General features: G+C 70.5%; 11 protein-coding genes, 3 pseudogenes and 1 riboswitch. Of the genes and pseudogenes, 3 read left to right on the top strand and 11 right to left on the bottom strand.

The window, feature by feature from the left end; genetic code table 11:
• Positions 1–838, top strand: an 838-nt coding sequence (locus KBX34_RS11670) for a polysaccharide pyruvyl transferase family protein (RefSeq protein WP_210924921.1), incomplete at its 5' end; no start/stop codon positions are given.
• Between the two features lie 27 nt (positions 839–865).
• Here the strand turns inward: KBX34_RS11670 and KBX34_RS11675 are convergent.
• From KBX34_RS11675 to KBX34_RS33540, 6 genes and pseudogenes are all read right to left on the bottom strand, one after another.
• On the bottom strand, positions 866–1,618 hold the full coding sequence (locus KBX34_RS11675; protein ID WP_210924924.1) for an alpha/beta fold hydrolase: 753 nt from the start codon (positions 1,616–1,618) through the stop codon (positions 866–868).
• 133 nt (positions 1,619–1,751) lie between these two features.
• A complete protein-coding gene (locus tag KBX34_RS11680; protein ID WP_210924926.1) occupies positions 1,752–2,606 on the bottom strand; it encodes a C39 family peptidase in 855 nt (284 codons plus the stop codon).
• 232 nt (positions 2,607–2,838) lie between these two features.
• Positions 2,839–2,980: riboswitch (cyclic di-AMP (ydaO/yuaA leader) on the bottom strand.
• 284 nt (positions 2,981–3,264) lie between these two features.
• A complete protein-coding gene (locus tag KBX34_RS11685; RefSeq protein ID WP_210793649.1) occupies positions 3,265–4,035 on the bottom strand; it encodes a hypothetical protein in 771 nt (256 codons plus the stop codon).
• A gap of 132 nt (positions 4,036–4,167) precedes the next feature.
• The gene (locus KBX34_RS11690; protein ID WP_210924928.1) at positions 4,168–4,518 is read right to left on the bottom strand and encodes a hypothetical protein; all 351 of its coding nucleotides are present in this window, start codon (positions 4,516–4,518) and stop codon (positions 4,168–4,170) included.
• A gap of 100 nt (positions 4,519–4,618) precedes the next feature.
• Entirely contained in the window at positions 4,619–5,872 is a 1,254-nt protein-coding gene (locus KBX34_RS11695; RefSeq protein WP_210924930.1) for an acyltransferase, read from the bottom strand.
• A gap of 222 nt (positions 5,873–6,094) precedes the next feature.
• Positions 6,095–6,208: pseudogene (locus tag KBX34_RS33540) on the bottom strand (spore coat protein); the annotation flags it as partial.
• A gap of 80 nt (positions 6,209–6,288) precedes the next feature.
• Between KBX34_RS33540 and KBX34_RS11700 the strand changes: the two are divergent.
• Positions 6,289–6,924: an alpha-ketoglutarate-dependent dioxygenase AlkB gene (locus KBX34_RS11700; RefSeq protein WP_210925022.1), complete on the top strand. Its 636-nt coding sequence runs from the start codon at positions 6,289–6,291 to the stop codon at positions 6,922–6,924.
• 26 nt (positions 6,925–6,950) lie between these two features.
• Here KBX34_RS11700 and KBX34_RS11705 read toward each other — a convergent pair whose 3' ends face one another.
• The 5 genes and pseudogenes from KBX34_RS11705 to KBX34_RS11715 all read right to left on the bottom strand — a co-directional run bounded on the left by KBX34_RS11705 (position 6,951) and on the right by KBX34_RS11715 (position 13,666).
• Entirely contained in the window at positions 6,951–7,469 is a 519-nt protein-coding gene (locus tag KBX34_RS11705) for a TrmH family RNA methyltransferase (protein ID WP_210924932.1), read from the bottom strand.
• A gap of 249 nt (positions 7,470–7,718) precedes the next feature.
• Positions 7,719–10,301, bottom strand: coding sequence for a DNA topoisomerase (ATP-hydrolyzing) (locus KBX34_RS34235; RefSeq protein WP_308159640.1), 2,583 nt, complete (start codon positions 10,299–10,301; stop codon positions 7,719–7,721).
• Positions 10,302–10,448: 147 nt separating this feature from the next.
• A pseudogene (locus tag KBX34_RS34240) lies at positions 10,449–11,081 on the bottom strand (LAGLIDADG family homing endonuclease); the annotation flags it as partial.
• A 171-nt stretch (positions 11,082–11,252) separates the two neighbouring features.
• A pseudogene (locus KBX34_RS34245) lies at positions 11,253–11,507 on the bottom strand (DNA gyrase subunit A); the annotation flags it as partial.
• A gap of 101 nt (positions 11,508–11,608) precedes the next feature.
• Positions 11,609–13,666: a type IIA DNA topoisomerase subunit B gene (locus KBX34_RS11715; RefSeq protein ID WP_247671719.1), complete on the bottom strand. Its 2,058-nt coding sequence runs from the start codon at positions 13,664–13,666 to the stop codon at positions 11,609–11,611.
• A gap of 251 nt (positions 13,667–13,917) precedes the next feature.
• Between KBX34_RS11715 and KBX34_RS11720 the strand changes: the two genes are divergently transcribed.
• Positions 13,918–14,616 (top strand): hypothetical protein, encoded by a 699-nt coding sequence (locus tag KBX34_RS11720; protein WP_210924936.1) that lies wholly within the window; start codon positions 13,918–13,920, stop codon positions 14,614–14,616.
• The last annotated feature ends 200 nt before the right edge of the window (positions 14,617–14,816 follow it).

A 14,816-nucleotide genomic window follows, 5' to 3' on the forward strand; every position in this document is an offset into this window, starting at 1 on the left:
GATCGGCTGCCCGTCGATGTTCCTACACGGCGACAGCCTGCGCATCGAGAAGACGAAGGCGACCCTGGGCATCGACGACCGGCTCGCGTTCGTCATCTCGCCGTACGTCAAGGCGCTGGCCCCCCTCATCCTGCACCACCACCAGCGCTACCCGAACCTGCGCTACGTGGCACAGGACCTCTACACCCTCGGCACCCTGCTCTACGGCGACGCGCCGAAGCTGCGGGGCAAGACCGCCGACATGCCGATCCACACCTCGCACCCGCTCTTCGTCGAGGACAAGGTGCGGATGTTCATGGACCCGTGGCCCTGGATGGACTATCTCTCCGGGTTCGACTTCGCCTTCGGCACCCGGATCCACGGCACCATCACGGCGCTGATCTCGGGCATCCCCGGCTATCTGCTGGCGCACGACTCGCGCACCCTGGAGCTGGCCCGATACTTCGACATCCCGCACCGGTTGTTGCGCGATGCGCCGGCCGACGTCGACGCTGCCCAACTCTATGCGGAAGCCGACTACACGGCCCTGAACGAGGGCCACAAGGAGCGCTTCGCACGGATCACCGCGTTCCTCGCCAAGCACGACCTCGGCCTCTCGTTCGCCGACGGAGACAGCGCCACCCGCTTCGACGAGCAGGTCCGCCAGACCGTCTACCCACCTGCGGTCCGGCCGGTCTCCGCCTACTCTCCCGAGGAGTTGCTGACGCGCATCCAGTGGCTGCGGGACGAAACCCGGACGCTCCAGACAGAGGTCAATACCCTCCACGCGCGGTCACTGCGCGTGCGGGTCAAGCAGGCCGTCGCCGGCCGGGTCCGCCGGATGCTCGGAGCCAGGTGACCAGCCACCGCGTCCGCTTCATCCAGCTCACCCGCGTCGGTACGGGTCGAGCAGCGCCAGCACGGCAGCCGGGTCCTCCACGTGTGCGTTGTGGCCGAGACCGGGCAGCGTGACGACCGGTACGCCGTACGCCCTTAGCTGCTCGTCGGTGACCATCGGGTCGTGCTCGCCACGGGCCAGCACCACCGGCACGTCGGTCGCCGCCAGCAACGGGGCCAGGTCTGGCTCGCCGACGCCGAAGGCTGTCGGGTCCATGGCGAGGCGCCACCGGCCGTCGACCTGACGCAACCCGGCGTCCACCACCGGATGATCCGGCGGGACCAGGCCGACCAACCCGGAGACGCGCAGGTAGCGGCGGGCCGCCTCGGTGCGGCTGGCGAACCAGCTCACCGGGCGCGCGGCGAGCTCGGCCGCGCGGGTCAGCTCGTCGGGTGACCAGACCGCCTTGATGCCCAGCCCGACCACCGCTTCCACCGGCATCCCGGCGGCGCGGGCGGCCAACGCCAGGCCGACCACCCCGCCCAGCGAGTGCCCGAGCACGACGATCCGGTCGTCGGCGACCAGGCCGTGGGCGATCCGGCCGGCGAACCCATCAAAGGAGTACGACGGCAGCGGGGCCGACCAGCCGTGACCGGCAAGGTCCGGTGCCAGCCACCGCCCGGGCCAGTGCTGCTTCAGCAGTGGGGCCCAGGGCAGCCAGACGTCCCCGGTCGCCCCCATCCCGTGCAGCAGCAACAGGATCGGCCCACGGCCTGCCCGGCCACCTGATTCATCCACCACGGCCGCAGTCTCCCACGGTTCGCGACCAGGTACGAGGGTCGTCGATGCGGCGCAGGCCTGACCGCTCGGTGAAGACGCCGCGGGCGCCGGCCCCTTGTGGGGGACGGCGCCCGAAGCGGTCAACGTGCCTGGGTCAGGCGGAGTAGCCCCGGCTGGCGATCCAGTTGGCCAGGTCGATCGTGGTGATCCAGTACGACGGGTCGGCCGCGTTGGCCGAGTCGGCGATTCGCACGGTCCGGCCGTTGTCCTTGTAACCCACCACGGCGATGTAGTGCCCGCCGCCGTAGGAGTGCCAGCCGCCGTTGGTGTCGGTGGCGTCACCGACGACGTTGGCGACCACGCCACGGCCGTCGGTGATGGCCTTGACGACGTCAGCTTGGAGCTGGTCCATCTGGGCCGGGCTGGGCGCGCCGGCGAACATCCGGGTCCGGTACGGGGAGCCCTTCACCTCGGCGTTGAGCACCCGGGTGGTGTCCAGGGCCGAGTTGGTGCCCATCTCGGTGGTGCCCAACTCGGCGCCGAGCTCGTTCTGGGTGCGGTCGATTCCGGCGGCGCTGAGAGCGTTGCGGGTGGCAGCCGGGCCGCAGTTGTAGTACGTGTTCTGCGCCTCGTAGTCGTAGTCGAGCACCTTGGTCGCCGGCGGCTTCGGCCGCTCCGGCTTACGGGTCAGGTCCGGGTTGCTGCTGGCCTTGGCTGCGGGCGACGCGGCACTGGTGGCCGGCGCGGGGGCGGCGGTGGTCGGTGCGGTGCTGGCCGAGGGGGACGCATCGCGCGCCTCGCTGCGGGAGGCAGCGGTGTCGCTGCGCATCTCGGCGACAGTGGTCGCGGTGTGCTGGCTGGCCGGGGCGTCGTCGGCGCTGGTGACCAGGGCGCCGCTGGTGGTGGCGATGGCGAGGGCCGCGGCGGAGGCGACAACGATCTGGTACGGACGCTCGGTGGTGAGGCGGCGGAGCTGACGCTTCAGGGTGTGCTTCACGGGGTCCTCCACGGATCGGGGGGAGAGCGGCACACCGGGGCCGGACCGGCATCCGGGCAGGCGCCAGCGCGCGGACGATGGTCCGCGGATGGTGAACCGCTCAGGGGAACGCCCGGCGCGGCCGGGCGGTTAGGCGATGACCCGGGGGGTCAGCTCACCGTCACTGGACGAATGAGCGGGGGCACCGCTACGCCGTGGAGGCGAAGGAACAACCGAGGGGTGGAAAGGTGCTGCACGAGGATGGAACTCCTTCCGACACCGCCTACCGGGTTAGCTGACGGATTCGGGCGGGAAGATCGCCCTACCGCGGGCCGTGGCTCGCGGATTCACCCCGGACTTACTGATGGGTCCCCGGTTCGTAGATCACGATTGAGCGGGTCGGCGCGGCGTCGCCTCTTGCGAACGGTTACCGCACCGGACGGGACGACAGTACTGGCCGGCTCTCACCCTGCCAAGCCGGGTTCACCTGCGTAAACCCCAATCGGCGCGACAATTTCTGCGCGTATTGCCGATGACGTGACTCGATGGGACAAGCGGTTACGGTGACGCCAACGGGCGACAACCGGACAGGTCGCCGATTATGCGGCCACAATCACGGGGACAATCGAGCCAATCGTGCCCGACGCCCGATTCGCCATTGACATGACCGGGCTCACATAACGGATCGGGCTCAACCCGCGCGAGCCGGGCGCCAACGTGCCACGAGGGCGGGACGGAACGCCCGGGTAGCCGCCCGGCGGGCGGGTACCGGGTTCGGCCGCAGCCGGGCCGCTGCCGCGTACGCCTCCTCGGCGAGAGTGCGGGCCGACTCGGCGGCCAGTTCCGCGTCCCGCCAGGCGGCCCGCTCCCGGGTGGCTGCGGCCTGGTAGTCGGCCAGCCTCGCGTCCCGGATCGCCCGGCTCAGCAGCACCTCCTGCTCGACCGGGTGCCGCCGGGGATCCCAACCGTGCCGGTGCCCGAACACGTCGCCGAACTGCGCCATGGTCAGGTCGCCCCGCCAGTGCGCCGCCGCCGCCGCGCGATGCAGGTAGCGCTCCCGGGAGGCGTACTCGGCGGGGGTGCGGGGGGTATGCGGGGTGGGCAGCGCCCCGGCCCCCGCGAAGCGACGCGCCGCCGCGTCCGCCTCGTCGTAACCGCCCCAGGCCCGCTCCATCTCCTCCTGAGCGGTCAGCCAGGAAGCCCGTCGCCGCCGGGCGTTCTGCCCCGCGCCGGCCGCGGCGACGGCCACTTCCTCGGCGTACCGGCGCAGGTCGACGGCCTCGGCCTCAGCCAACTCCCGGGCGGTGGGCGCCGCCGGGGCCGGGTCGTCCGTTGGCCGGTCCCGCTCGGGGCGGGCGGCCAGCACGACGAGTACGCCCAGTGCCAGCAGGAACAGGGCTGACCAGATGGCGGCGGCCTGCGGCACCTCGGTCACGAACTGGTAGAAGACGACGGTCTCCATGGTCGGCACCTCGGGGAGAGAACAATGCGGTGGGAGCCCCACCGGCCACCGGGCCACGGTGGGCCACGGATCGGCGAGGTGCGGGACGGGTGGATCGACAGGGCGCGGCGACGGGACGCTCGTCCCGGTGGATCAGCGCCCGGGTGGAGCCCGGGGCGCCCAGCTCCTCGGACCGTCCACGAGGGGCAGCCGTTCAGACCTGGCCGCGCACACCAGCGGCACTCCGGCCACCACGGCCGGGTGCGAGTCGACTGAGCAGACCGGGAAGGCCTTCTCGGCGGCTCCCTCAGCGACCGCAGGGGCCGCGTGCACGGTCGGCGTCGGCGCGGCGGTCGGCGTTGCCGCGGCGGTCGGCGTTGGCGCGGCGGCCGAGGCCGGGCCTGCGCCAAGCGCCAGGGCCGCGACGACGGCGAGGCTGGTCAGCACCCGTGTCGCCCAGCGCGCCACCCACCACAGGGGACAGGTGAACGCGACCGGAAGCACGCCCCCACGCTACCGTCACGCCGGGCCGGGCGCATCGACCACGGGCGTGTCGGCGTACGCCGCGCCGACCGCGCCGACCGCGCTGACCAGTGCGGACGCCTCAGCGCAAGTCGACGTACGTCGATCGACTGCTGGCCTGCTCGACGTCGCCGACGGCAGCTTCGCCGGCCTGGGCCTGGGTCCCGACGGCATCGGCGGTGCGGTCTTCGCGGCCGTTGACTTCAATACTGGCGGTGCGTTGCTGAGGGACGGCCACCTGGCGGGCCGGGCGGCGTGGAGCGAGCCGGCGCATCATCGGGGTCTCGACGAAGCGGTGCAGCAGCCCGGCGAGGACCAGGTTCACCAGTAGGAAGCCGAGCACCGCGACGGGGCCACGCCAGCCCTGGAAGCCCGTCCCCCAGTCACCGCTCCAGCGCAGCACGCTCGTCATCACCAGCACGTGCACCAGGTAGAAGGCGAAGGAGACCTCGCCGAGCCAGACCACCGGTCGGGACCGCCATGGGGAACGCTTACCTCGGACGTCCGCGTCCGCGGCGGCAGTGATCACCAGCAGATACGCCACCGCGAGCAGCGTGGTCCACAGCTCGGCGCGAATCCATTCTGCCGCTGCCACCCAGGTGGCCAGGAAGATCACGCTGGCTGCGGTCAGCCCCGGGCCCCGCCAGAGGCCACGGCGCATCAGCTCGGCCGCCACCGCGCCCATCCAGAACTCCAGCGACCGTACGGGCGGGAAGATCTGCGTGAACCACCAGCGGCTCGCCTCCGGCACCAGGTGCTGGGCCGGCCAGAGCGCGAGGATCAGCAGAGGTAGCGCGACGATCAGCACCCAGAGCAGCTTCGGCCGGGCCCGGCGCAGCAGCGGCAGCGCCAACGGCAGACAGAGGTAGAAGAAGAACTCGCAGGAGAGCGACCAGCTCACGGTGTTGATGCTGTAGAACCAGCCCGGTCGGGGATCCCAGGCCTGCAACAACAGCAGGTTCTCCAGCGCGACCGCCGGCAGGACCGGGTCGGCGAACCACCAGGCGACCAGCAGCGCCGCCCCCCACAGCACCAGGTGATTCGGATAGATCTTGGCGACCCGTCGCCGCCAGAAGGTGCGCCGGGAGTCGCCTACGCGGGCCGACCAGACCAGCACGAAACCGCTCAGGATGAAGAAGAACTGCACCCCGGACAGGCCGAGGGTGAACAGCGCGTCGACCACGGCCTTGTAGTCCGGCTCGGCGATGATCCGCATGGTGCCCGCGTGGAATCCGAAGACCAGCAACGCGGCGATCCAGCGCAGCCCGGTCAGCGAGGGCAGCCGGGCCGGCGCGGGGGTGGGCCGGGCAGCCGTCGCCGCGGCGGCGCTCGTCATGCTGGGATCCCGACGCTCGGCAAGGTCACCAGCACGTGCGTGTCCTCCTCGGTACGACGTCGGACGGCGCGACGGCGACGCCCGCGACGGCCCAGAAGGGGCCGTACCCGGGGCACCCTACCCGGGGCACTCCCGGGTGAATCGGACGCGTTCCACCCCGGCCAACGCGGAATGGGTAGGCACAGGCTGCCCTGGTGGCGGACCGGACCATCCGTGGGCGTGTGCGCCGAGGCAGCGGAGTTCCCAGGTGGACGTGCCTGCGGCGCTGACCACCAAGTCAGCTTCGGTGATCAGCTTCGGTAGCGAGGTGGTGGGCGGGACCGGCCGGATGATCTGGGATCGAGCACGATCTTGAGGGATCCGCATGGCACAGGAATAGCACGGGTGTACGAAAGGACTGCTAGGGTGGCCGCATGATGCAGGCCGCCTACCAGCCGTCGATGCTCGACCTCGCCGACGCCGAGCCGGCCCTGGGGGCACTGCCCGGTCAGATCCGACGACACCAGCTCAGCCCGGGCGCCTGGGTCGACCACCTCCCGGGCTGGGTGCGCGGCTCCGACGCCGTCCTCGACACCCTGCTCACCGAGGTCCCCTGGCGAGCCGAGCGGCGCACCATGTACGACACCGAGGTCGACGTGCCCCGCCTGCTCTGCTGGTATGGCGGCGACCGGCAACTCCCCCACCCCGTGCTCACCACGGCACGGGCGGAGCTGACCCGGCACTACGCGCCCGAGCTGGGCGAGCCCTTCGTCACCGCAGGCATGTGCCTCTACCGTTCCGGACGGGACAGCGTCGCCTGGCACGGCGACACCATCGGCCGGTCAGCACACACCGACACCATCGTCGCGATCGTCTCCTTCGGAGCACCCCGCCCTCTGCTGCTGCGCCCACGTGGCGGCGGCAGCAGCAGCCTGCGCTTCCCGGTGGGCCACGGCGACCTGATCGTGATGGGCGGCTCCTGCCAACGCACCTGGGAACATGCCATCCCGAAGACCACCCGCCCCGTCGGCCCCCGGGTCAGCGTGCAGTTCCGCCCCGTCAACGTCGCCTGACCTCGTCGGCGCCGCCCCGGCCTGCCCTACAGCAGGCCGGCGAGTCTGTAGAGGACCAGCGACCCGGCGACGGCGACGTTCAGGCTCTGGCCGTGACCGACCATGGGAATCTCCACGGCCGCGTCCAGGTGCTCGAGTGCCTCGGGCGGGATGCCGGTCGACTCGTGCCCGAGCAGCACCACGGTGCGCCCCCGAGCGGCGGGCAGGTCACCGAGTCGGACGGCCTCGTCGGCCAACTCCACCCCGAGAATCCGGGAGCCGGCGGCCCGCTCGGCGGCCAGCCACCGCAGCGGGCTGCCGACCCGGTGGACACAGCCCGGCCGGCGCAGGGTGTTGCCCCGGGCCAGAGCCTCGTCCACCCACCGGAACGGCGGCACGGCCAGGCAGGCACCGACCGCGTCACAGGTGCGCAGCAGGGTGCCCAGGTTCGCGCCGTGCAGCGGCCAGAGCGGGGCGGCGATCAGATGACCCCAGCAGCGATGCTGGCGGGGTCGGCGGGCGGCACGCAGCTCACGCCTTGGCCGGACCCGGATGGCGGCGCTCACGCCGCGCCGGCGACTCCGCCGGACAGAAGAAAGATCATGTGAGAGGTGCTTGGCGGCGCACCCAGGCCATCACCGACAACAAGAACCCTCACCATACCCCGCGCACGGACCGCGTTCAGACGCCAAGATCCGCGCAACTTCAGGGAAAGAGCTGCCTGCGGCATGTCGGAGGCAGCAACTCCCCCGAAGTTGCGCGGATCTTGAGGTCGGGACACCCCGCACGCCCCGGGGGGCGGCGGGTTTGGGGGGTCAGTCGCGTTCGATGAGGTGGCCTACCACCGTTGGGCCGAGCATCACCGCGAAGCCACTGCCGTCGCGGCGGGGGTCCGCCGCCGGCAGCTCCACCGGATCGCCGGTGCCGGTCGCGCCGACCGGGCGCGGGCCCACCCAGGCAACCGCCACGTCCGTCTCACCCTTGAGGAAGCGGTGCGCGCGCACGCCGCCGGTCGCCCGGCCCTTCGCGGGGTACGACTTGAACGGCGTCACCTTGACCGTCGCCCCGGTGGAGGTGACCACCATCGGCTCGCCGTGCCCCGGGTCGTCGGTGCGGACCGCGCCGAAGAACGTCACCCGCGCACCGGCCGGCAGGTTGATGCCGGCCATCCCGCCGCCCTTGAGGCCCTGCGGACGAACCAGCCCGGCGGGGAAGCGCAACAGCGACGCCTCCGACGTGACGAACGTGAGCGATTCGGTGCCATCGGTCAGCCAGGTCGCCCCGACCACCTCGTCACCGTCGCGCAGACCGATCACCTCGAACTCGTCGGAGCGCACCGGCCACTCCGGAGCGCAGATCTTCACCACGCCCTGCCGGGTGCCCAGCGCCAGCCCCGGCGAGCCTTCCGCCTGCCCACCCAGGGGGGCCAGGCCGACGACGGTCTCCCCCGCCTCCAACGGCACCAGCTCGGCCGCGGACATCCCGCCTCGCAGCGACACCGTGCCGGCCTGCTCCGGCAACACCGGCAGCGGCAGGACGTCGACCTTGAAGGCCCGGCCAGCACTGGTCAACAGCAGCACCCGACCCCGGGCGGTGGAGTGCGCGATGGCGCGTACGGTGTCGTGCTTGACCCGGCCGTTGCGTCGGCGCCCCTCGGAGCTCTCCTCCGACTCAGCCGCGGTCCGGGCGACCAGCCCGGTCGCGGAGAGGATCACCTGGCACGGGTCGTCGGCGACCTCCAGCGGGCCGGCCGGCACGGACGCGGCCAGCACCTCCTTGAGGTCACCGTCGACAAGCGTCGTACGCCGTTCGGTGCCGAACTGCTTGACCACGGCGGCCAGCTCGTCGGAGACCAACTTCTTGAGCACCCGCTCGTCGTCGAGGATCTTGCTCAGCTCGGCGATCTCGGCGCGCAGCCGCTCCTGCTCGGCCTCCAGCTCGATCCGGTCGAACTTCGTCAACCGGCGCAGCGGAGTGTCCAGAATGTAGGTGGCCTGGATGTCGGACAGGCCGAACCGGCTCATCAGCCCGTCCTTCGCGGCCTGCGCGTCGTCACTGCCCCGGATCAGCCGGACCACCTCGTCGATGTCCAGCAGGGCGATCAGCAGACCGTCGACCAGGTGCAGCCGCTCCTGCCGCTTGCGCCGACGGTACGAGGTGCGCCGGGTGACCACCTCGTAGCGGTGGGCCAGGAAGACCTCCAGCAGCGCCTTCAACCCCAGCGTGCGCGGCTGACCGCCGTCCAGGACCAGGTTGTTGACGCCGAACGACTGCTCCAGCGGGGTCAACCGGTAGAGGTCGGCGAGCAGCGCCTGCGGGTTGACGCCCACCTTGCACTCGACGACGAGGCGGGTGCCGCTCTCCCGGTCGGTGAGGTCCTTGACGTCGGCGATGCCGGTCAGACGCTTGGTCTTGGTGACCTCGTTGGTGATGGCCGCGATGACCTTCTCCGCGCCGACGCCGTAGGGCAGCTCGACCACGGTGATCGCCTGGCGACCACGGCTGCCCTCGATCGGGCCGATCTCCACCTTGCCGCGCATCCGCACCACGCCGCGCCCGGTCTCGTACGCCCGGCGCACCTCGTCCAGGCCGAGCAGCACGCCGCCGGTGGGCAGGTCGGGGCCGGGGACGAACTCCATGAGTTTGTCCAGAGTGGCGTCCGGGTGGTTGATCAGCCAGCGGGCCGCCTGGACGACCTCGCCCAGGTTGTGCGGGATCATGTTGGTGGCCATCCCGACCGCGATCCCGGACGCGCCGTTGACCAGCAGGTTGGGGAATGCGGCCGGCAGCACTGTCGGCTGGGTCAGTGACCCGTCGTAGTTGGGCTCGACGTCGACGGTGTCCTCGCCCAGCTCACCGACGAGCAGCATGGCCTCACGGGACATTCGTGCTTCGGTGTAACGCGAGGCAGCCGGGCCATCGTCTGGAGATCCAAAATTTCCATGCCCGTCGATGAGGGGCACGTTGAGCGAGAAGTCCTGCGCGAGGCGAACCATGGCGTCGTAGATCGCCGTGTCGCCGTGCGGATGGTACTTACCCATGCAGTTGTGGACGACGTAGCCCTCGGCAACGAAGGCGTGCTCGTCGCTGCCGACCTGAATGTCGTAGGTGACGTCGGGCGACACCGGCTCCACCGAGGTGACCCGTAGGAAGGATCCACCGACCAACGCGTCCAGCCGAGAAGCGAGCGGTGAACCGAGGCGGTGGAGTTTGCGGATCCAGCCGTCTCGTACCGCACGCTCCAATTGGAAAGATCGTTCAGCGAGCGGGACGCCATTGCGGTCCTTGCCATATCGCACCTTCGGTCCGCCGCTAGCCGACAGGGAGTCGCGGAACGCTTGGCCATCCCGGTCCCGAAACCACCCGCCGCCCTGGTGCGCGGCCGTGAACGCGGCCATGACCGGGGCGTACGGCAGCCGGTCATTGCCCTGCTTGCCGCCGTACTGGTAGTCGATCTCGGCGACCCGTTGCAAGTCGTCGTGCTTGTAACCGATCCGCACCCACGGCAGCAGAAGACGGGCGAGATCCGAGGCGTCCCGGCCGCTGACCGACAGGCCATGAAGAGGGTGCTCCTGTGAGCCACGACCGCTGGTCCAATGGTGCCCATGTAGCCCCAGGTCGGCAAGCATGGCGTAAATCTGCCGCACCAGCACCTCGCTGGTACTGACGAAGACAACCTCCCGAAAACGCTTACGAATGTAGCCGTCTCCATCGAAGAAGCCGGCGAGAAATGGCACCCAGGCCGACCGGTCGCGAATGATGTCGGCGGGCACACGCTTGTCGCGGCTGAGCGGCCGCGTGGCCTCTAGCAGTCCTTCGTGTCGGCTGAAGGTAAGAATGTGCTGGTCGCGGTGCAGCGGATTCTCGGCCTCACGCTTTCCTCGGGAAACGTTCAGCCCACTGGCGATGGCCCAACCATGGGCGACATCGAGCGGCTCAATGTCACACATGTGGATCCGGACCCGACCGTCCGCCGCGCAAGATCGGTGCACTGGGAAGCCCTCGGCTACCAGCAGCCCGCGCACATAGTCGTAGATGTCGCCGGTCGGTGTTGACACCACATTTCGGCGGCTGCCGTACGCCAACGCCAGTCGCCCCGGGAGGTCCCGAGCCTCCACCCAATGAACCGAAAGGTCATCGGCGACCACGCGGAAGCGTTGGCCCGGCGTGACGAGCATCGTGTGCCCGTTGCTCCAGGTCACGCGCACGAGGTCGGACACTGGATTCTGATAGACAGCGGTCACCGGCACTGGTGCGCCAGCACCATCCAGAACGAGGTCACCGACCTCGATCTCCTCGATGGTCCGAAGGCCAGCGGGCGTCGAGACGAGTGTGCCGGCGACGAAGCAGTCACCCACAATTCGGGCGGACTTCACATGCCCGCGATCCGGGCGGTAGCCCTGCTCGTACATCGACCAGAGGATGCGCCGGTGCACGGGCTTGAGGCCGTCGCGCGCGTCGGGCAGCGCGCGGGAGTGGATGACCGAGAACGCGTACTCCAGGTAGGAGTCGGACACCTCGGTGACCAGCGGGTTGTCGAAGACCCGCGCGCCGGCCTGGTCGAACGAGGAGAGGTCGACCTTGTTTTCCTTACGGCGTGCCATGACTCAGCTCTCCATCGGAACGAAAAAAGCGCTCATGCCGTCGCTTCGCAACGGCATGAGACACCATCGCGCTGTATCGAAATTCGCTCGCTGTCGCTCGCTCATGCGTCGATCGCATCCCGGTCGACGCGGTCGGCGGAGTCGATCAGCCAGTTGCGGCGCGGCTCGACCTTCTCGCCCATCAGCAGTTCGAGGATGCGTTCGGCGGCGTCGACGTCGTCGAGGGTGATCCGGCGTACGGCGCGGGTGGCCGGGTTCATCGTGGTGTCCCACAACTCGTCGGCGTCCATCTCACCGAGACCCTTGAAGCGCGGGATGGGCGTGACGATCTGCTTGCCGGCCTTTTCCAGCTTGCGGACCGTCGTCTCCATCTCGGCCTGGGTGTAGGTGTAGACCGTCTGCGGGCTGCGCCCCTTGGTGGTGATCTTGTGCAGGGGCGGCATCGCGGCGTAGAGCCGACCGGCCTCGATCAGCGGGCGCATGTACCGGGCGAAGAGGGTGATCAGCAGCGTACGGATGTGCGCGCCGTCCACGTCGGCGTCGGCCATGATCAGCACCCGGCCGTAGCGCAGTGCGGAGAGGTCGAACGTGCGCCCCGAGCCCGCGCCGAGGACCTGGACGATCGCCGCGCACTCGGCATTGTCCAGAACCTGCTGGAGGTTGGCCTTCTGCACGTTGAGGATCTTGCCGCGGATCGGCAGCAGCGCCTGGTATTCCGAGGATCGGGCCATGCGACTCGTCCCGAGTGCGCTGTCGCCCTCCACGATGAACAGCTCACTGCGGTCGATGCCGGTGGCCCGGCAGTCGACCAGCTTCGGCGGCATGGACGCGCCCTCCAGGGCGGTCTTGCGCCGGGCGGCGTCCTTCTGCTGCTTCTGGGTGAGCCGCACCCGGGCCGCGTCGACGATCTTCTGGAGGACCGTGCGGGCCTCGGCCTTGGTGCGCCGGTCCTCCAGCCAGGCCTTGACGTGCGCGTCGACCTGCGTCTGGATGACCTTGGTGATGCCGGTGGTGGAGAGCTCGTCCTTGGTCTGCGAGGTGAACTGCGGCTCGGGGATCCGCACGTGCACCACCGCTGTCATCCCCTCCAGGACGTCGTCGAGGGTGGGCGGCTCCTCCTTGGCCTTGAGCAGGCCGCGGGTGTTGCGGATCGCGTCGGCGAGGCTGCGGACGAGGGCCCGCTCGAAGCCCTTGCGGTGGGTACCGCCGTGGGCGTTGCGGATGGTGTTGGTGAAGCACTCGACGGTGCGCTCGTAGCCGGTGCCCCACCGGAACGCCACCTCGACCTCGGCGCGCCGCTGCACGTTGGACTGCATGACGCCGTTGGCGTCGGCGGCGTTCTCCCGGTAGGTCCCCTCGCCGTTGACCAGCAGGGTGCCGGAGACCGGCCGGTCGCCGGCCGGGGCGAGGAACTCCACCATGTCGCTGAGCCCGTTGGGGTAGTGGAACCGCTCCTCGGTGGGTGCCTCGCCGGTCAGGTTGCGCAGCAGGTAGGTCACGCCGGGGACCAGGAAGGCGGTGTTGCGCAGCTTGGTGCGGACCGCCTCGACGTCGAGCGCGGCGCCGGTCTCGAAGTAGCGGGCGTCGTGCCACCAGCGGATCGACGTGCCGGTGCGCTGGCCGCGCTTGACCGCGCCGACGACCTGGAGCCCGGGGCCGGCGGTGAAGGGCGCGTCCGGCCCGTCGCCGTCGAAGATGCCCGGGACGCCGTGCCGGAAGGACATCGCGTGGATCTTTCCGGCCCGGCGGACGGTCACGTCGAACCGGCGGGACAGCGCGTTGACCGCCGAGGCGCCGACGCCGTGCAGGCCGCCGGAGGTCTTGTAGCCGGAGCCGCCGAACTTGCCGCCGGCGTGCAGCCGGGTGAGCACCAGCTCGACGCCGGAGATGCCGGATTTGGCATGCACGTCGGTGGGGATGCCCCGGCCGTCGTCGTCGACCTGCACAGAGCCGTCGGCGTGCAGGATCACCTCGACGGTGCTGGCGTGACCGGCGACACCCTCGTCGGTGGAGTTGTCGAGGATCTCGTTGACGAGGTGACCCACGCCACGGCTGTCGGTGGAACCGATGTACATGCCGGGCCGCTTGCGGACAGCGTCCAGCCCCTCAAGGTGGGTGAGGTCATCGGCCCCGTACAGGGTGTCAGGCTCTGCGGTCAACTGGTCGTACTCCCCGGTCTCGGCGGTGTGCAGCCGGTCACCGGCGACATCAGCCGGCGTGGCGCGCCGCAGCGAGCCTAGCCCGAGGCTAGGACAACTCCCGGAGGGCCCGCGCGACCCGCCGCGCGGGAGCCTCCGGACGTGAGCGAGGAAACAGCCTGCGGGTGATCACGGGACCACGCAGAGGCACCGGCGTCGGTACGCTCTCATGATCGCGGCTGGTCGAGGGCATTCGTCGGGAGGCGACCGGGATGGACGAGACGACACGTGACGCCCTGCGACGCTCCCTCGGCACCCGCGCCCGGCGGTGGCTGCTCGTGGGCACCGTGCTGGCGGGTGTGCTGTACGCGGTGGCGCTGGTGGCGGCGGCGGCTCCCGCCGACCGGACGTTCGCGGCGCTCTCGGAGACGGTCCAGAGCCTGATGTCGGTCGTGACGCCGCTCTTCGGCATCCTGCTGGTGCGCGACCTACGACGGGCGCCCGGCTCCGCCCCGGTCCTGCCCAGCGTGCTCGCTGTGGGGCTGCCGGCCGTGGTCATCGGTGTCGTCGGGGTGCTGATCTGCGCGGCGACGTTGGCGCTCTCCCCTGCCGACGTCGCCGACGAGCCGTGGCGGCACGCCGGCACGGTCGCTGTGGGCAGCGTGCTGGTGCAGGTCGTCGCCGGCCTGGTCGGCACCGGGCTGGGTCTGCTGCTGCGGTCGACGGTGGTCGCGTTCCTCGCCACGATCGTCCTGCCGCTGGGCCTGTTCGGGCTGTTGGGCGCCGTGGACGCCCTGCGTCCGGCGCAGCCGTGGCTCACCCCGCTCGGCAGTGTCCGCAACCTGCTCTCGGGGGACATGACAGTGCTGCGGTGGGCGCAGTGGTTGTGCGTACTGCTGCTCTGGGGTGTCGGTCTGAACGCCGCCGGCGCGGCCGTGCTCAAGCGCGGCGGCGACCTGAGCCGCAGGTAGCTCGGCGCGGCCACCCGGCGAAGGCCGGCGTGGTCGACGGCCACCGTCATCCGGAAGTGCTGGTCCGCCTCGGCGAGGCGCACGGCACGTCTACACGCGCATGTCTTTCATCGAACGATTCTGTTACGGGCCATTGACGCCCGTCGCACAGGGGTGATCTGATCTCGCTCTCAGAGAATCTTTCATCTTTCGATGGATGG

The sequence above is a fragment of the Micromonospora sp. M61 genome, from assembly GCF_018070245.1.
Lineage (GTDB): Bacteria > Actinomycetota > Actinomycetes > Mycobacteriales > Micromonosporaceae > Micromonospora > Micromonospora zamorensis.

Excerpts from the sequence above, each read along its gene's own strand:
- KBX34_RS11720 (WP_210924936.1), top strand. The coding sequence starts at position 13,918 with ATGGACGAGACGACACGTGACGCCCTGCGACGCTCCCTCGGCACCCGC.
- KBX34_RS11695 (WP_210924930.1), bottom strand. The coding sequence starts at position 5,872 with ATGACGAGCGCCGCCGCGGCGACGGCTGCCCGGCCCACCCCCGCGCCG.
- KBX34_RS11685 (WP_210793649.1), bottom strand. The coding sequence starts at position 4,035 with ATGGAGACCGTCGTCTTCTACCAGTTCGTGACCGAGGTGCCGCAGGCC.
- KBX34_RS34235 (WP_308159640.1), bottom strand. The coding sequence starts at position 10,301 with ATGGCCGCGTTCACGGCCGCGCACCAGGGCGGCGGGTGGTTTCGGGAC.
- KBX34_RS11700 (WP_210925022.1), top strand. The coding sequence starts at position 6,289 with ATGCAGGCCGCCTACCAGCCGTCGATGCTCGACCTCGCCGACGCCGAG.